Source organism: Sinorhizobium fredii NGR234, assembly GCF_000018545.1.
Classification (GTDB): domain Bacteria; phylum Pseudomonadota; class Alphaproteobacteria; order Rhizobiales; family Rhizobiaceae; genus Sinorhizobium; species Sinorhizobium fredii_A.
Genome location: NC_012586.1, coordinates 127,850 through 145,159 on the forward strand (window position 1 = coordinate 127,850; position 17,310 = coordinate 145,159).

Annotated in this window: 15 protein-coding genes and 2 pseudogenes; 8 read left to right on the forward strand and 9 right to left on the reverse strand. The window is 61.0% G+C overall.

All coding sequences use genetic code 11. The features are described from left to right. Positions 1 to 85: 85 nt before the first annotated feature. A pseudogene (locus tag NGR_RS00670) lies at positions 86 to 969 on the reverse strand (helix-turn-helix transcriptional regulator). Positions 970 to 1,558: 589 nt separating this feature from the next. Then, a complete protein-coding gene (bdcA, locus tag NGR_RS00675) occupies positions 1,559 to 2,272 on the reverse strand; it encodes an SDR family oxidoreductase (RefSeq protein WP_012706207.1) in 714 nt (237 codons plus the stop codon). A gap of 232 nt (positions 2,273 to 2,504) precedes the next feature. On the opposite strand from bdcA, the gene NGR_RS00680 reads away from it, so the two are divergent. From NGR_RS00680 to NGR_RS00690, 3 genes are all read left to right on the forward strand, one after another. Further along, positions 2,505 to 3,410, forward strand: a complete 906-nt coding sequence (locus NGR_RS00680; RefSeq protein WP_012706208.1) for a LysR family transcriptional regulator — start codon at positions 2,505 to 2,507, stop codon at positions 3,408 to 3,410. A 288-nt stretch (positions 3,411 to 3,698) separates the two neighbouring features. Beyond that, entirely contained in the window at positions 3,699 to 5,483 is a 1,785-nt protein-coding gene (locus NGR_RS00685) for an adenylate/guanylate cyclase domain-containing protein (RefSeq protein WP_012706209.1), read from the forward strand. A 22-nt stretch (positions 5,484 to 5,505) separates the two neighbouring features. Beyond that, positions 5,506 to 5,796 carry a hypothetical protein gene (locus NGR_RS00690; RefSeq protein WP_282096850.1) on the forward strand — a complete coding sequence of 97 codons (291 nt, stop codon included), beginning with the start codon at positions 5,506 to 5,508 and terminating at the stop codon, positions 5,794 to 5,796. A 703-nt stretch (positions 5,797 to 6,499) separates the two neighbouring features. Here the strand turns inward: NGR_RS00690 and NGR_RS00695 are convergent. Then, positions 6,500 to 8,962 (reverse strand): sensor domain-containing protein, encoded by a 2,463-nt coding sequence (locus NGR_RS00695; RefSeq protein WP_012706213.1) that lies wholly within the window; start codon positions 8,960 to 8,962, stop codon positions 6,500 to 6,502. 417 nt (positions 8,963 to 9,379) lie between these two features. Between NGR_RS00695 and NGR_RS00700 the strand changes: the two genes are divergently transcribed. Further along, a complete protein-coding gene (locus NGR_RS00700; protein WP_012706215.1) occupies positions 9,380 to 9,982 on the forward strand; it encodes a hypothetical protein in 603 nt (200 codons plus the stop codon). A gap of 156 nt (positions 9,983 to 10,138) precedes the next feature. Here the strand turns inward: NGR_RS00700 and NGR_RS32220 are convergent, their stop codons facing one another. Continuing rightward, on the reverse strand, positions 10,139 to 10,291 hold the full coding sequence (locus tag NGR_RS32220; RefSeq protein WP_012706216.1) for a hypothetical protein: 153 nt from the start codon (positions 10,289 to 10,291) through the stop codon (positions 10,139 to 10,141). 668 nt (positions 10,292 to 10,959) lie between these two features. On the opposite strand from NGR_RS32220, the gene NGR_RS00705 reads away from it, so the two are divergent. Then, positions 10,960 to 11,436 carry a transposase gene (locus NGR_RS00705; RefSeq protein ID WP_012706218.1) on the forward strand — a complete coding sequence of 159 codons (477 nt, stop codon included), beginning with the start codon at positions 10,960 to 10,962 and terminating at the stop codon, positions 11,434 to 11,436. Between the two features lie 255 nt (positions 11,437 to 11,691). After that, positions 11,692 to 12,303, forward strand: coding sequence for a hypothetical protein (locus tag NGR_RS00710; RefSeq protein ID WP_012706219.1), 612 nt, complete (start codon positions 11,692 to 11,694; stop codon positions 12,301 to 12,303). 126 nt (positions 12,304 to 12,429) lie between these two features. Here NGR_RS00710 and NGR_RS00715 read toward each other — a convergent pair whose 3' ends face one another. After that, on the reverse strand, positions 12,430 to 12,669 hold the full coding sequence (locus NGR_RS00715) for a helix-turn-helix domain-containing protein (RefSeq protein ID WP_012706220.1): 240 nt from the start codon (positions 12,667 to 12,669) through the stop codon (positions 12,430 to 12,432). Positions 12,670 to 12,957: 288 nt separating this feature from the next. On the opposite strand from NGR_RS00715, the gene NGR_RS00720 reads away from it, so the two are divergent. Both NGR_RS00720 and istA read left to right on the forward strand, forming a co-directional pair. Then, positions 12,958 to 13,119, forward strand: coding sequence for a ProQ/FinO family protein (locus tag NGR_RS00720; RefSeq protein WP_240545151.1), 162 nt, complete (start codon positions 12,958 to 12,960; stop codon positions 13,117 to 13,119). A 127-nt stretch (positions 13,120 to 13,246) separates the two neighbouring features. Continuing rightward, positions 13,247 to 14,032: pseudogene (gene istA, locus NGR_RS00725) on the forward strand (IS21 family transposase); the annotation flags it as partial. On the opposite strand, the gene NGR_RS00730 reads toward istA, so the two are convergent. The 4 genes from NGR_RS00730 to NGR_RS00745 form a co-directional block, all read right to left on the reverse strand. Further along, complete coding sequence (locus NGR_RS00730; RefSeq protein WP_010875070.1) at positions 14,006 to 16,090, reverse strand: recombinase family protein; 2,085 nt, start codon at positions 16,088 to 16,090, stop codon at positions 14,006 to 14,008. The pseudogene istA and the gene NGR_RS00730 sit on opposite strands and share 27 nt — an antisense overlap. Next, the gene (locus NGR_RS32735; RefSeq protein WP_010875069.1) at positions 16,080 to 16,346 is read right to left on the reverse strand and encodes a transposase; all 267 of its coding nucleotides are present in this window, start codon (positions 16,344 to 16,346) and stop codon (positions 16,080 to 16,082) included. Before NGR_RS32735 ends, NGR_RS00730 begins: the two co-directional genes overlap by 11 nt. A 19-nt stretch (positions 16,347 to 16,365) precedes the next feature. Further along, positions 16,366 to 16,815 carry a helix-turn-helix domain-containing protein gene (locus tag NGR_RS32740; RefSeq protein ID WP_010875068.1) on the reverse strand — a complete coding sequence of 150 codons (450 nt, stop codon included), beginning with the start codon at positions 16,813 to 16,815 and terminating at the stop codon, positions 16,366 to 16,368. 190 nt (positions 16,816 to 17,005) lie between these two features. Beyond that, positions 17,006 to 17,275, reverse strand: coding sequence for a DUF5372 family protein (locus NGR_RS00745; protein ID WP_010875067.1), 270 nt, complete (start codon positions 17,273 to 17,275; stop codon positions 17,006 to 17,008). Positions 17,276 to 17,310 lie beyond the last annotated feature (35 nt).

Here is a 17,310-nt window from a genome sequence, read left to right on the forward strand (position 1 = left end):
CCGGCGAGCCGGCGCCTTGCTATCTTCGACAGGCGGAATTTGGGCGTGCGGGGGGTCGCTTTCTTTCAGGAAACCGGAGGTCCTGTCAGGATTCCGGAGAAAACTGCAGCCGGTAGGCGCGCGGGGTGATGCCCTTGAGCCGACGGAAGGTCGTGGTGAAACGGCTCTGGCTGGAGAAGCCGAGGCGGAAGGCAATGGCACCTATCGCCAGGTCCGTCTCGCGCAGCAGCAGTTCCGCCCCGCCCCACGCGTTCCTCGAGGATATAGGCATAGGGCGGACGGCCGGTCGTCTCCTTGAAACAACGCGCGAAGCTATCGACCGGCATCTCGGCAATGGCTGCCACTTCGCTCAGCGAGATATCGGAGGCGATATGGGCGTCAATGTAGTTGCGGACGCGCTCGAACGTGCGACGGCCAAGGCGGCCTGCGCTCGCGGCCGGACGTGGCCGCCCCCAGGCCGGCCGTGCGCAAACCGACAAGGGAAACCAGATGCTCTACATAGACTGTGTCCGGGCGGTGGCCGAATAACATCTCGGTACAAAGCGATCGCAGAAGCGTGCCGATGACTGCGTCGCTTTCGTTTACCAGAATCGGAATGTCGCGCAGCCGTTCCAAACCGGGAAGCGCAAGGTCGGGATCAATCCACAGGGCAGAATAGGAGAGGTCGACGTCGCGGTAGAATCCGATCCGTTCCGCGCCGGCGGGAACGAAAGTGAGGATTCCGGGTCGGTCCTGCCCGTCATAGATGATCTTGCGCTCGGTCCGGCTCGATGTCCGGGACGTACTTCCCCCATCTGTCAGCACGATCAGATGATGAGGTGCCGTCCAATGGAGTTCTGCCTCCTGGCATGCCCAGCGCCGACTGTCGAACATGACTGACGAATCAATCCAGGACGCAGTTTGCAGCGGTGCTGATTCTTCTTCCCGGGTCCGGATACGTCCGTCGCCAAGCAATGGTTTGAATGACATCGCAGCATTCCATCAGTTCACCTCGGGAGCCCCGGCGGCTGCGCCACAAAGTGTATCGGTGAGGTTCGTCACCGACACATCGGAAGTCATAGGAACAACAGTCCGGCCTTGGTAGACCCCAGTCGTTCAAGGATGTTCAATGATTGGTGACCGCCTATTGCGGTGCGTTGTTACGAGCACTTCGATCGTCACGGGCTGTCGACCGATTTGTACAGCGTCACCCCCCTTCCGAATGGCGCGTGGGCGTTGAGATTGCGGACCTGTGGTTCGATTCCTATCAAGGCGAGGATGCACAGTCGACGGTCACATCGGCGAAAGATCGATCGCCTCCCGCGGCTTCCTCCTTCCAAGGTTTTCCAACGCGAGCCGGAACACACCCGGTGGCAACCGTCAGTTCGTGGCCCGCATCGAAAAACCTTCAGGTAGGCAGTCGCTCGCTGCGGCGAGCGCGAACGGCCGAGATGCGCTAAAGCGGTCATCTCGAATGTTGGTTGGCGATGGCCAAAAACTGAGGCCGCTAACGGGACCGGCCGCTGAAAGCGGAAGATCTGCTTTGGTGGGTCTGCGGACCTAGTGCCCACTGTGAAGACTAAGCACCGAAGCCGCCGTCTATCGTTTGCATTGAGCCAGTGATCATCGCGCCGTGTGGTCCGGCGAGATAGGCGGTCAGCTCGGCGATTTCGTCGCCGCGGGCGTGGCGTTTGATCGCCATGAAACCGTGCATCGTGTCCGCCATCGGCCCGCCGGCGGGATTCATGTCACTGTCGGTCGGCCCAGGCTGGATGCTGTTGACCGTGATCCCGCGTCCGCCGAAGTCACGCGCCAGGCCGCGAACCATGCCCTGCATCGCCGACTTGGTCAGCGCATAGGCGGCCCCGCCGGCGAACGGCATGCGGTCGCCGTTGACCGAACCGATCACGATGATGCGGCCATCGTCGTTCATCTGTCGCGCCGCCTCGACCGAGGCGTGGTAGGGCGCGCGGACATTGACATCGATCATCCGGTCGATGTCGTCGGAGTTCAGGGTGAGTGGGTCGCCCATGACCAGCGTACCGGCATTAATGACGATGACATCGAGCGCCCCGCGGTCAGCGACGGTCGAAATCAGCCTGTCGCGATTGGCACTATCGGCCTGGATGGCCTCGGCGCCCGTTTCCGCCGCGAGCGTCTCCGCCGCATCTTTCGAACCGGCATAGGTGAAAGCGACATTGCCGCCAGCCTTCGCAAAGCGCCGCACGATCGCGGCCCCAATTCCGCGGCTGCCGCCGAGGACCAGCACATTTTTTCCAGTGAAATCGTTCATGTCCGTTGTTCCTATTGCGTTAGATTTGGTCAGGGCCGGGGATCGGCGGCTTGATCGATGTAATGGGTGTCAGTTGGCCCGAAGCCGTGAATGTAGAGGACGACGGGCTTGCACACATCCTCCAGATCTTTGGCGCCGCCTTCTGACGCGCTTTCTGGACACGTAAATGCTTCTGATGCATTGTTCGTACTAGCCGGAGAACTCCGAAATTGGCCGACGGAATTTCCGAACAATGATCAAATTTGACGGCATCGCCGCTTTCGTTGCCACCGCCGAGGCAGGATCGATCAGCGCAGCCTCAAGACGGCTCGGCCTGGCCAAGTCGGTAGTCAGCGAGCGCCTGGCCGAATTGGAACGTATTCTCGGCACCAAGCTGATTCAGCGGACGACGCGCAAGCTTTCCCTGACGGAGAACGGGCAAACCTTCCTGCCGCGCGCTCAGCGCATCCTTCGCGAGGCCGACGAAGCTGCCGCCGAACTGGCGGCGCGGAGCGGGAAGCTCGCGGGCCCGCTGAGACTATCCGCACCGGTCAGCTTCGGGATCCTCCATCTGGCGCCGGCGCTCACCAAATTCATCCAGGAGCATCCCCAGATCGAAGTCTCGGTGGAGCTGGACGACCGATTCGTCGATGCGGCCGCCGGCGGGTTCGACGCAGTCCTTCGGCACGGCGCGATCGGCGACAGCCGGCTCATTGCCCGGCGCCTGGCGACGAGCCGCCGATTGCTCGTCGCCTCCCCCGCCTATTTGGAACGGGAAGGGCATCCGGCGTCGATAGACGAGCTGCAGCATCATTGCGGCATCCTCTATTCGATGCGCGAGGGCGATTGGCGCTTCTCGACCGAGCATGGCTGGCAAGTCGTCCGGCCGAAGGCCGCGCTCCGGGCCAACAATGGCCTGGTCATGAGGGAGGCGGCGATGGCGGGCCTCGGAATCACGCTACTGCCGACCTTCTTCATCCATGAAGCCGTAAAAAGCGGAGTGTTGGTGCCGATCGACGTCGGCGCCCGGGCCGAGGGCGCAGAGCTTTTCATAACTTACCCCCGCGATCATGGCGCCTCGGCGAAAATCCGCGCATTGGCCGACAGCTTGCAGCGGAGCTTCGGCAACCCACCCTACTGGGACCGGCTGGCCAGCTAGATTGATCTTCCGGCGGAGCTAATGGCTCGACTGGGGCCGAGAGAGGATTGGCAGCTTCGAGACTCGGAATCGTCAGAAGGAGACATTCAGGCGCCTCAGGGGCATCGACGTGATCTGGCCCCGAGCGGGTTTTCGTGTCAATCGATCGACCGCCGACAGAACAGTCATTGCCCGAATCTATACGGCGCTCGCCCACATGAGACATCGCCCACGATCGCTCCGCAAAGAAGCGAAAAGTTCCGTGTTGCCCACTGTCTTCCTGCTATAGTGGAGAAGAGGAGACGCTCAATGGGCGAGAACCGCAAGCTGGCCGCAATTCTGGCCGCCGACGTGGTCGGATACAGCAGGCTCGCAAGCGCGGACGAAGATCGAATCCTGGCGCGGTTGCGGGCACTGCGCAGCGACCTGATCGACCCAACTATAGCTGTGCACAACGGGCGCGTGATCAAGCGCACAGGCGATGGGGCATTGGTCGAATTCCGCAGCGTGGTGGACGCCGTCCGCTGCGCCGTCGAGGTGCAGAACGCCATGGTCGAACGCAATGCCGGCGTGCCCCATGACCGCCGTATCGAGTTCCGGATCGGCATCCATTTAGGAGATGTGGTCGAGGAAAGCGACGGTGACCTGATGGGCGACGGCGTCAATATCGCGTCGCGCCTGGAGGGCGTCGCAGCGCCGGGTGCGATTTGCATGTCGGAGGATGCCTATCGCCAAGTCAAGGCGAGGCTCGATCTCTCCGTCACCGATCTCGGCAGCACACAGCTCAAGAACATCGTCGAGCCGATCCGGATCTATTCGCTCCAGGTCGGCGCCGCCGCACCGTCAAAATCAACAGCGGTCACGTACGCCGCCGCTGGTCGCGCGCCAGCCGCATCGCCGCCGGCGCTCTCAATTGCCGTGCTGCCCTTCGCCAATATGAGCGGTGATGCCGAGCAAGAATACTTTGCCGACGGCATCTCCGAAGACATCATCACGGCTCTGTCGAAGCTGTCGCAGCTGTTCGTCATCGCCCGCAACTCTTCGTTCACCTTCAAGGGTCGGAACGTGAACGTCCAAGAGGTGGGTCGCGGCCTTGGCGTGCGCTACGTGCTTGAGGGCAGCGTCCGCAAATCGGGCAGCAGGGTGCGGATCACCGCACAGCTGATCGACGCAACATCAGGCGGCCATCTGTGGGCGGAGCGTTTCGATCGCGACCTGACCGACATCTTTGCCGTGCAGGACGACGTTACGCAGCAGATTGTCGACGCGCTCGCGCTCAACCTGAGAGAGGGCGACCAGCAGCGGCTGGCTGCGGAGCAGACCGAGAGCCTGGAGGCGTATGACTGCTTCCTTCGTGGCCGTGAACACATGTGGCGCTTGACGAGAGAGCAAAATACGCAGGCCCGTGAACTGTTGCAACGCGCCATCGAGCTTGATGCGAAATTCGTGCCGGCCTACGCGTTCCTCGCTGTCACACATGGCCTGGCCTACATCAACCAGTGGAGCCAATCGCCCTCAAAATCGCGTGAACTGGCGATTGAGGCTGCCACGCGGGCGGTGGCGCTCGACGATCAATATCCCTACGCCCATTGGGCGCTCGGCGTCGTCAAACTGCACTTGCGACAGCATGACGTGGCGATCGCCGAGGCCGAACGCGTGATCGCGCTTGCTCCCAATCTTGTCGAGGGATACGAGAATCTCGGCAATGCACTGCACTATGCTGGCAGGTCGGCCGAGGCGCTCGCCTATTTCGAGCGGGCAATGGCCCTGAATCCCTATTACCCGGATCTGTTCCTGCACTTCTACGCGCAGGCGATGTTCCAGCTAGGCAGGTACGAGGAGGCCGTCGTCATCCTGAAGCGGCGGCTCGTCCGTAATCCAGACACCGACGTCTCGCGAGTGCTGCTGGCGGCGAGCTATGGTCACTTGGGCCGCTTCGAGGAAGCGCGCGGTGAGTGGGTGGAAGTGTTCCGAATCAATCCCGATTATTCCCTGGAGCACAGGCGCAAAGTACTGCCCTACAAGAATCCTGCCGATTTCGAACGCATTGTGGACGGCCTGCGGAAGGCTGGCCTGACTGATTGTCGGCTTTGAGCCTCCGGCGACGCAAGGCGCCATTGGCCGGCTGCTGCTGGCGGCGAGGAAAGGCGAGGGACTCCATTACGTCGGCGGATGCGGGACAGGTTGGAGCTATCAGGAGTCAGCAAAGCTGCGTGAGCTGCTCGACGCGATCCGGACCGATCAGCCGGCGGTGGCGCTCAAACGCAAGGCTGCGGTCTTCATCAGGCCGGTACTTGTCGCCGAGACCGAGTATCGTGCCTGGACGCAGGACGGGAAGCTGCGCCACCCGTCGTTCAAGGGCATCCGCGAACGGGTGGATGATGCGACGATTTTTGCGATGCCATGAGGGCGCGGAAGCCGCTTACCTCTCGCGTCACGGCATCAGTCGAACTTCACACCCATGCTCTTTTGAACAAAATTGGAGGCTTCAGCAGGTGGCTTGAACAGGGGGGATCCAACAGCCGACCGTGACGACAATGTCTATATCGCCGATCTCTGGGGCGCGGCCTGGGGGATAGGGGGCAGACCAGCCCAAACGGAGCAGCTTGCCGGCGGCAGTCGGTCCCGATTTCCGCTCCGCCTGTCGGCGGCGCCATGCTAAATCTCCTGCGGCTACCGTGTTAACCGGTCAAGCTGCGCGGAACTGACTTCGGCGCTTCATTCGCCTGCGCCTGGTGTGCTCATCCTTGCTGATGCCGCACCAGTGTGCGGCGACCGCCTTGAGCATTGCCGAAATGAACTGCCGGCCGCATCGAGCCACCCATCAGAATAAGCGCGGAAGAAAAAAGGGCCGCCGGAAAAACCGCGGCCCGTGAGTTTGAAGGTATGAACCTCCAGAGGGGAACAGCTGTTGCAGCGGAACTGGGAGGAAAACCGCCATGTGCATCAACTGTGTGCATGATGATCGTTTTTTGATCATTTGGGAAACGTTTTTTGTACAAAGCAGCTATGCAAATGCCGGCTCTGTTGTGCAAGTGGCCACAGCCCTGGCGGTAGTCCTTTCATCCCAATGGGTTGCGGCGAGACAGCGCGTAACACCAGAGCGTTCCTCATCCCCGTTCGGTTGTGGAAGTCTCGACGTGGGCGGAATGAGCGAGCTTCGTTGCCTGCTCAGCGGGCAGGGGACGTGCGATCAGGTAACCCTGCGCCTCATCGAAGCCTTCTGCCTTGATCACGTCGAACTGCCTCTGGCGCTCCACACCTTCAACCGTTGTGACGATGCCGAGCGAGCGGCCGATCGCGGCAACCGCCCGGACAATCGCCAAGGATTCCCGGCCATCCGGAAGATCGGTGATGAAACTGCGGTCGACCTTGATCTTGTCGAACGGAAAGGTCCTGAGATAGCCAAGCGACGAGAAGCCGGTTCCGAAATCGTCAATTGCGATCTTCACGCCGAGCCGCCGGATCGCCTTCAGGATCTGAAGATTGCCGTCGCAGTCGTCGAGCAACACCGACTCGGTGATCTCGAGCTGCAGACGCGAGGCCTCCAGACCCGTCTCTTCCAAAATGTCGCCCACAGTCGCGGCGAGCCCCTGGTTCCTGAATTGCAGCGGCGAAAGGTTGACGGCGACGCTGACGTGGGGCGGCCACTTGAGCGCCTCCGTGCAAGCCTGTCGAAGGATCCACTCGCCGAGCGAGCCAATCAGGCCGGTTTCCTCGGCAACAGGAATGAATTCGGCCGGCGACACCTGGTCTCTTTCCGGATGTGGCCAGCGCGCCAGTGCCTCAAACGTCGTGATCTTGCCGGTATGAAGGTCGACGAGCGGCTGGTAGTGGACTTCCAGATCGCCGTTTGCGAGCGCCTGCCGCAGTGAAACCCGCATTTGCTGCACCGCCTGCAGATGCGCATCCATTTCGGGCTCATATTGGACGTATGTGCCACGGCCACCGGACTTGGCCCGATCAAGCGCCACGTCCGCGGCCTTGATCAGCTCGTCGACCGGCTGGTCACCCTTCGGGGCAGCCGCAAGTCCGACAATTACCCCTAGATCGACATGCGTGCCTGCGAGTTCATACGGTGCTTCGATGACATCGATCAGCTGCTGGGCCAGCAAACGGGCCTCAGCATTGCTGTTGATGCCAACGCGCAAGACGACAAATTCATCGCCACCCAGGCGACAGAGGATGTCGGATTGCCTGAGACAGTTCTGTAGCCGCTCCGCCACACGGCGCAGCAGCAGGTCGCCCGTGGCGCGACCATAGGCGTCGTTGACCGCCTTGAAGCCATCGAGGTCCAGGCAGAGAATTGCGATTCTCGTCCCCGCGGCGATCTGGTCCGACAGGCGCTCGAACTCTTCGCGCAGGAACTGACGGTTCGGCAAGCCGGTCAGCGCATCGTGCCGCGCCATGTGGTGAATTTGCTTCTGCGCCAGCAATCGCTCCTGTTCGGCGTTGCGGCGCTCGGTGATGTCGAGCGCAATGCCGACGAAGCCGAGAAACTTCCCGTCGGTTGCGAAGCGCGGTTGTCCAATGTCGATGACCCAGGCCGAGCCTCCGCCCGCGCGTTTCAGACGATATTCCATCCGGACTGACTTGCGGCGCTCAAAAGCCTGGTAAAATGCCCTTTCGACCGCGTTTCGGTCCTCGGGATGGACGGCATTCAACCAGCCTTTCCCCGCCGCCTGCTCGGCGGTTTGCCCCGTTGTCTCGAGCCACAGGCGACTGTGATAGTCGTCGGCGCCGTCTTCGCCGGTCACCCAGATCATCACCGGCGCGTCGTCGGCGATTGCCCGGAAGCGGGCCTCACTCTCCTTTGCGGCTTCGAGCGCCTTGCGGCGGTCATCGATATTTTCGACCGTGCCGTACCACCGAAGGATGCTTCCGTCTTCGGCTCTGCGTGTGGCGGCACGACTGCGATACCAACTGTAGCCGCCCTCCGCAGCCGCCAGGCGAAACTCGATATCCAGCGGCTCTCCGGTCTCAAGCGATTTCGCCCACGCTTGCTGCACGGGGTCCAGGTCATCCGGATGTGTTGCCTTCGCCCATCCCTCTCCGAGAGCTTCGTTTGGGGCAAAGCCGGTGTTTTCCCAACGCGGACCGATCTCCAGAACCTGTCCCGACGGATCGGCCGTCCAAGGCACCTGTGGATGCAGTTCCACGAGCGATCGATAATGTTCTTCGCTGGCGTGCAGTTCCGACTCGGCCCTTCGCCGTTCGGTGAAGTCAAGGATCGTCGCCACGATAACGTTTTCGCTCGTATTCCCTCTCGTCAGCTCGGCACGACACGTCCTTGTCAGCAGCGTCCTTAGCTCTCCGCCCGTTACGACAATCTCTGCCTCGATCGAAACCTCCTCGCCGGTACAAAGAACGCGTTTGTCCATCTCGCGAATTCGATCCGCCTCTGCCGTCGGATGAATGTCGTAATCGGTGCAGCCGATCAGGTCGCCGGGTCGTCGACCAACCAGCGCGCAAGCCGCCTCGTTGAGGAAGCTGAAGCGAAACTGCTCGTCCTTGACGATAATGGGGACGGGGATTGCGTTGAGGATGGCTTCGAAATCGGCGCCGACAGTCACATGCTACTCCGATGATCTCAGTTGCGTTTTTCTCATGGCGCCCCGCATCGCGGTTGCGGAAAGCGTGCTGCCGATATCGGCTTCGCAAGGGGCGAACCGGGACATGATCCGTGTTTCAGAGGCGAAATGGCGCGCACTGGCACCTTTTCAACACCCTAGAGTGGCGTCAGTTAACAGGAAATTGACGACAACGGTCCTGAGAACGAAGTTGTGCAAACCGTTGCAAATCACATCACGTGACCCATGGATTTCGCTCTCGCCATGGTAAGGTGTTGAAGGGCGCCTCAGCAGATGAGGGCGGCTTTGTTAACTGCGTCTTTCGGTCGGTTCGAACCTGTCGCAGCCGCATCACAAAGATGACCGGGCGGGTACAATGCTCAACAGGATCTCCGTCCGGCTTGCTCAAGGTGGAACGCTATGAAAACACCGTGGAAATTCCTTGCCCAACTGACGTCGCGGCGGCCATCGACGAAAGCGCAGGAGAGTTCGATCAGGCGTGACACCGATCCCAAGGCTCACGAGAGCGATGAGAAGCATAGGTCCGCACTGCGGCTGAGTCTGAAGGTAGCGGCCAGCCCACCTGCTCACGAGGACGACGTCCCGGTAGATCAAGTGTCGGTCGTATCGGATCAGGCGCAAGGCGAAGGCGACGTCGCCCAAGCGTTAAGATCGCCGATCGATGCTGAAAAGGCGCAAGCCACTACTGGTTCTGAAGCCGACACCTCGGGGGGCGAAGCGAATTGCTTGGCTCCGAAAAGCGTGGCAGGCACAAAGTCTCAAAGCAAACCGCGGATCAAGCGCCGAGAACGTCGGAATAGAGCCAATCCCCAGGCGGCTGCTCAGAGCGCTGTCGCTCCAAAGCATCAAAGATTGCAGCCCTTGTCTTCACGTGACTTGTTCTTCCGTGAAGCGACAACCCTCGATGAAGACATCAAAATGCTGAGGATCCAACTCGCTCAAAAGCTTCATCTGCAGAACGGTCAGCTTACGAAGATGCTTGAGCGGTTCGACGTACCGTGAGTCTGGCGGCGGTCCCGATAAGCGTGCACTTGCGTCATCTTTGCCTGGCGCGGCGACGGCCTCGCCGCCGCCACTCACTTGAAAGAGTGCGAGAGCCTGCTGAGCAGTCAGCCATCAATCGGCTCAGTGCGTACTCGCCGTTGGGCGCGCTGCTTCTCAGGACAGCCCCGCGACAATACTCAAGCCCAGGTCGTCGCGAACCCCTGCTTGACAAGCGTTGATCAGCTTTGCGGCGAGCGCTTCAGCTTCTTCAGTCTGGCGTGACAGAGCTCGCCTCTGCAGCTCGTCCTGGAAAGCCCTTCCGATCATTTCCAACTCGTCAGGCCCAATTGGATTGAAACTCAAGGTTTGAGCCGAACAGCCGAACTCATCAATCCCTCTCCTTCCACTACTCGATGCGACGGAAGAACCCTTGTGATGCTCGCGTTTTCAGTCCGATTTAGAAGGATGCAGCTTCGTTGGAGATTTATCGAAGAGCCGTTCTTACGGCCGGACCATCCGTATCGGTCGACTGCAGTGCCGCCATGGCGGAGCCGAACAGCAGAGCAGCTATTGCCAAAGCTCCCACGGACGTGAGCATTTGGAGCCGACGTGTGCGCTTTCCATCCCAGTCGTAAGTCATTGCTACGCCCTTGCACCCGGAAACAGACGCCAAGATAGAACCAGAGAACGACCTACTGGTCGAGCCAATTTTCAAGTACCACTTTCAAAACGAATCTCCTTTCGAATTTTATACTGCGCACCCTGAGTGTGCCGGTAGAAAGTTGGAAGCATGGTGGTCGAGCAACTGAAGCTGACGATCGCGCTGGCTGATCGGGGCCGTTGTTGAGATGGAAGCCGGGTGCCTTTCACCGTTGATCGTCAGGTTCCAGGCACAAGCCCAACAGCAATGATCCGTAAAGCAGGACTTGATGGTTGTGTTGACTCTGTGGTGCACTCAGCCGAAAACAGGCGATCACTAAAGGAAGGAATTGCTGATGGCTGACGAGAGTAATGCGGGTCCAGTTGCTGCGGATGTAGCGGCGGACGCGGAAGTGAAAGCACCAGCGGCTAAGAAGCAGAGGTCGCCACGGTCTCAGAAGGCGGCTTCCGAGCCGGCTCAATCAAAGACGCCGGCCGCCAAACGCAGAGGGTATAGCGAGCAAGAGAAGAAAGAGAAACTCAAGCTGATCGAGACGCAAGTCAGCGGAGGCAGCACCCTCAAGGACGCTATCAAGGGCGCCGGCATATCAGAGCAAACCTACTATCAATGGAAAGGTGCTGCCAAGCCTGCCGAGCCAAAGGCCGCCAAGAGCGAGTCAAAAGACACCAAGAGCACCAAGCCCCTGCCGGCCGGTGACGAGTTGGCAGATCTTGTCCAGCTCGAAGAGGAAAACCAGCGGCTCCGCAAGCTGCTGGCGGAAAAGCTGCGCAAGGAAAACACCGAACTGCGCAAGAGACTCGGCCTGGACTAGCCAGGACCGGGAATGCGCAGGGCGAGCGATTCTCCGGCGTGCTCGATTACGCCTGATGCTTCTATTTGCTCCATTTGACATTCCCGCGGCAACCGAAGCGCTGCCGTTCGCCCGCTCTTGTCGGGTGAACGGCGCGCAGGGCGAGTTTGCGAGCAGTTGAAGGACGCGAAGAAGGGCTGTATGGCTGCTCCAGCGTGGATGCCGCTGGCGCCAATCGGTTTTGCCTTTTTTATGCTCGCTTGGGATCGAAAGTAGATGAAGACGCCACAACGGAGATTCGTTGTTGAATTCAAGTCGGGGCGGCGACAGCCAAAAGCCCAGACGAAGTCAATCTGGGGAGACACGGATCTCAAGGCTTTGGCCCGCGACGTGGAAGAGACGGCGTCGCATCTGTTCAATTCAGATGAAGCACTTGGAACGCCAGACTCGGTTGAACCCAGGCTGGCCGATCCGGTCGATGCAGAACCTGTCAACGGACTCGCCGACGATGCCGGCGTTGCGTTAGCAGCGATACCAATCGCCGACGGCGCCGAGGTTGAAATCTCCAAGCACCATGGGGCCGACCATCCGGCCGAAGCGGTTGTGCAAGGACGGGAGATCCAACCGACAGCGCAGCCTCGAACGACAGGAACCGAGACTCCTCGAAGGCGGGCCAAGCGCGCCCCGGCCCAGACGATCGCCCAGAACTCGAAGCCTGGGCACAAGGATCGCGACGCGCAGATCGGGAGTGTCGACAATCCGGTCTCCCGCGACGAGCTTGCTGCTCTCGACGCGGACAACAAGCGCCTCAAGAGGTTGCTAGCCGAACGGCTTCGGGAGCAGAATCTTTGGCTCAATAAGAAGCTTGAACGCTTTAATGCGGACTAGCGAGGCCGCACCCCTGGCGTCGGCGCCAAAGAAGCCGGCTGAGGCGCGATTTCCTTGGATAGCCGCGCTGGCTGCGCGCTGAATGGTGAAGGGCTCGTGTCCGATGGAAAGTGAGAACCTATACTGCTAAACCAGGTGGAACGTGGAGGTTGACACTTGGAGCGCAGCGGCGATGCGCCTGAGCCTGTCGGGGTCGACATCGGTACCCAGTTCAATTCGTGTAATTTCGGCGCCGGTGAGACCGCAGGTCAAGGAGAGGTCCTCGACGCTATATCCCATTGCCTCGCGAGACTGCTTGACAGCGCCACCTATGTCGACGCGGCCTCGGCCGGTTGCAACGTCGAGGTTGTTCATAGCATTTGTCATGAAATGACTCCTTCGATAACGCGCTAGGAGCGCGCGCTTTACTCTGAGAGGGAGCCTGCAGCCATCGATAATCGGCCTGGCAGGATCAGTGATGTTGCGCCGCAATATAGTGCCAATAAATCGCTTTACAATGCTGGAACACTCCCCTGGGCCGAGAGTTAGCCTGGGAAGCGGGGTCGCGACAGATGAAATCGATGAACTCGGCTGGATGCTTCACGAACTCGTGGCCTGTCGCAACGATGGCCGAATGCCTTTGACGCAAAAGAGCCGAAGCCGCTTAAGATCGGCATTCGGGGAGACATTCGCGCACTTGGTAGCGAACTGTCCGAGGAGGAGTTGAACAAGGCCTTGCGCGCCTATACCCGAAGGGACAAATACCTGGCGTGCGGATTCCGAGGCAAGCCGCCCCCGCATTCCGAAATCATTCCGCCCCCCAATTCCGAGAATTAGTTGCCCCCTGATTCCGAGATGATGCCGCCCCCTGAACGGGGTCGTTTGTCGGGGTGTCCTGCTGGTGAGACGTTCCTCCTTTCAGTGTCAGAGGGGAAGGAACGGGATGCCAGCGGAGAGACTAAAGATGCGGCGTGTCCGCGAGATTCTGAGATACAGATTTGAGGAAGGGCTTGGCCACAAGTCGATTGCGGTGCGCGTTGGCGCGGCCCCCTCGACCGTGCGCGAGACGTTGCGCCGTTTGGAGCGTGCCAGACTTTCCTGGCCGTTGGGCGACGATGTCAGCGATGCGGTGTTGGAAGCGGCTCTCTATAAAGCTGCCGGCACGAAGACCGGTCACCGGCGCAGCGTTGAACCGGATTGGGCGCATGTTCATCGCGAACTGAAACGCAAGCATGTGACGCTGCAGATCCTGTGGGACGAGTATATCGGCCTTCATCCCGATGGATATCGCTACAGCCGCTACTGCGATTTGTATCGCGCTTGGGCCCTGAAGCTGCCGGTGACGCTGCGCCAGGACCATGCGGCCGGCGAAAAGCTGTTCGTCGACTATGCCGGCGACACGGTCACAGTGGTCATCGACCGATTGTCGGGAAAGACGCGGCAAGCGCACCTGTTCGTGGCAGTGCTCGGGGCATCGAGCCTGTCATTCGCACATGCTCGCTGGAGCGAAACACTTCCCGACTGGATTGAATGCCACCTGCTGGCGCTTGAGGCGTTCGGTGGTGCGCCGGCGCTGCTGGTGCCCGATAATGCCAAGGTCGCCGTCATCAAGGCCTGCCATTTTGATCCGCAGGTCAATCGCACCTATGCCGGCATGGCAGCGCATTACGGAAGCGCTGTTCTTCCGACGCGACCGCGCCGGCCGCGCGATAAGGAGCGGACATCACGATGCACCTTGTTGGAGTGGTTGAGCGACAATTAATCTGGGTTGACGGCCACCATATCGACTGCCGGCGCCTTTTTCGAGTCTGACGTTGCCCGGCGGTTCGTACAAGTATCGATGGTTGCTGGCGTATCGATGACGCTTGAGAGTGCCTTTGCGCCCGAGTTGGTGAACGGTCGATTCGCATACGCCGAGCTGCTGGGCTACTTCCTCGCCGGTGAGCATGCCGCCCTCGCGCAGCCGTTCGTACCGGCTCTTCAAACCATAGGTGCGGCGCACGAGCATGACCTTCTTCGGCGTGAAGGGTTCGCCGCGCCAGTTGCGATGCCCGAGTTCGTTGAGACGAGCGGCGATCTGCCGGTCGTTGGTGGCCTCCAGCAGCTCGTTGATCAACGCCACGACCTGTGCCGGCGTCTTGCGTATCACCGACATAGGCCGAGGTCTGGCCACCGACAGGCTCTGCGTGCGCCCGCCGCGCCAACGGATGTTGATGTTGACCTCATCGTCGACGAGCAGCGTCACGTCTTCGATGAGAAGGCCGAGCATGCGCTTGCGTTCGACGGCACCGGTGCGCTCGTCGTTCCAGATGCGCGGGAAATCGGCGGTCAGCGCCCTGATGCGCTGCTGCGCTGGCTCGTCCAGCAGCGAGTGGTCGGCCTCGTTCTGGCGCTCGTGCTCGCGCTGGAGTGCGTCGAGGTCGCGCAGCCGTGCGTTCCAGTCGGCTTCCAGCGCGTCGGCGACCAGGCGGTTGTCCGGATCGACCTTCAGGTAGCGCCGGCGGGCCAGTTCAGCCTCATAGCGGGCGCGTTGCAGCTGCGTGCCGCGCAGCGCCGCGGCCTGCTCCACGCGCTGGGTGATCTCCTGCTGCACGGCAAGCGCGACATCGATCGCTGCCGGCGCCATTACCTCCAGCAGTAGCGCGCTCACCGCCTCGTCGACCGGAGCACCGCGCACCCATTGGCAGTGTTTGCCGGCGTGTCGCACGACGGCTTCGTTGCAGACGTAATATGGGCGCAGCCGCCCCTCGAACGGCTCGTAATGGACCCGCATGCGTGCACCGCAGCGGCCGCACAGCAGCCGTCCCTGCAACAGGCCGCTGCCCTGGCGGGGCATGCGTCCACGCAGGCCGGGTGAAAAACCGGTGGCGTTCTGTTCCAGGGCTGCCTGATTGCGTTCGTATTCGGCCCAGGAAATGTAGCCGTCGTGGGCGTCGGGAATCAGTACCTGCCAGTCGGATCTCGCCACGCGCAGTTGCACGGGCTTCAGCTTGGCATTGTAGGCGGTGCGCGTGCGTCCATAGGCGAAGGCGCCGGCATAGCGCGGGTTGTGCAAGATCTGGAGCACGCGGGAATGGTCGATCTCGTTCCACAGGACGTCGCCCTTGCCGATGCCGCGACGGATACGCCGCGGAAAGAGGATCTTCTCGCCCCGCAGGCGGCGCACGACGGCGCAGGCCGAGCCGGTCTGGCGGAAAGTATCGAACAGGAGCCGCACCGTGTCCTGGATCTGTCGGTCGGGATCGAGCACGACCCGCGCGTCAGGGGTGTAGACCAACCCGATCGGCAGCGGCATCTCGAGTTCGCCGCGGCGCGCCTTGTTGAGAATGCCGCCTTGCAGCCGCGACTTCAGGATGTGCAGTTCGGCCTCGCTCATCGTGCCCTTCAGGCCGAGCAGCATGCGGTCGTTGAAATAGGCCGGATCATAGACGCCGTCCTCGTCCATGATGAGCGTGCGCGACAAGGCGGCCAGCTCAAGGAGACGGTGCCAGTCGGCATTGTTGCGTGCCAGGCGCGACACTTCCAGCCCCAGCACGATCCCTGCATGTCCCATCGCCACTTCGCTCACCAGGTGCTGGAAGCCGTCGCGGTCCTGCGACTGCGCGCCGGAGAGGCCGAGGTCGCTATCGATGACGTGGACACGTTCGATCGGCCAGCCCAGCGCCACGGCGCGATCGCGCAGGGCGTATTGCCGCTTGGTGCTCTCGGTGTTCTCGAACACCTGACGAAGCGAGGACTGACGCACGTAGAGGAATGCATCACGCCGCAGATGGTCGGCGTCAACCTTTATGGCGATGTCAGTAGACATGGTTCCCTCGGGTCTCTGCTGCCAGCACCATGTTGGCGAGCATGTGCACGAGCTGGCGATCGTGCACTGCGACCGAAGCCGTAGGCCGTGATTCCAGCCGCCGATGCGTCGGCGGGGGAGGCTGCGCGATCAGCACCGCCAGCCCTTGCCAAAGGCCGTGGAAAACGATGGCGCCCATGTCCTTGGCGCAGGCCTGACCGCAAAGGACGGCGGTGCGCAGCGTCTCGTAGAAATCCTTGCAGCTGCGCGGTAGCACCGGGGTGCGTGCATGGGGCTCACCGTTTTTTTTTACGGGCGATCGCGCGTTCGATGCTGCGGGGATGGACACTGATGCCGAGCGTCGAATGCAGCAGTTCTGCCAGGGAGCGCGCCTGCAGCGGGGCGCCCGCATGCTGGTTCTGCTCGATGAGCTGCATGACCTCGTCGGTGAGTTTGTGGGCCGACTTTGGCCCTCGGGTGCGCGGCAGCAGGCCGGCAATGCCGTCGCGTTCGAACGCGGCCTCGGCCTGATAGTAGGTTGGCCGCGACAGACCGAAAAGCGCGGCGGCATCGGCCTTGTTGACGCCATCCTCCTGGACGTGACGCAGCATCTCGTACTTCACCTGCACGAGATCGAGAGGATCGAAGAAGGTGGACTCACGAAACCAGGGTGCACGGACGGCTTCGGGCCGCGCATTGAGTGCTCCGAGCTCGCGCAGTCGCTCACGTTTGGTCTCGTTGGGCATGGCATAACCTCTTCCTAGTGGTGTAAATCAAATTACGCCTCGATAGAGAACGTGTCAACCTAACGACGCCGGGCGATATGGCTGTTTATGCTGCATATAACTACAATGTAGAGGCAATTATCGCTGTGAGCGCCCGTATGATTCGGCATAATTAGATTTACATAATCGGCATAAATTGCCTGACACGCATTCAGCCGCCATGGCTGCGCTCGATTTGCTCGATCAATGCGGCTAGGGTTGCCAGATCATCTGGACGCACGAACGACCTACCGGCCGCGATCTGAATGAAAACATCGGGTGCAGCGACGTCCGTCCATGACGCAAGCAGCGAGCGAAGCCGCCCATCCGCGTCGTAGAACATGACGCGATCCTCGCCCCAGTTCTGCTTGCGTGTCGACAACACGAAGCGCTGGCCGCGCCACGGATGGAACGGGTGCGTGACCTCGAACTCTATACGCACTTGAGTGTCAGTACGAACTGCAGTCCTGGACTTGA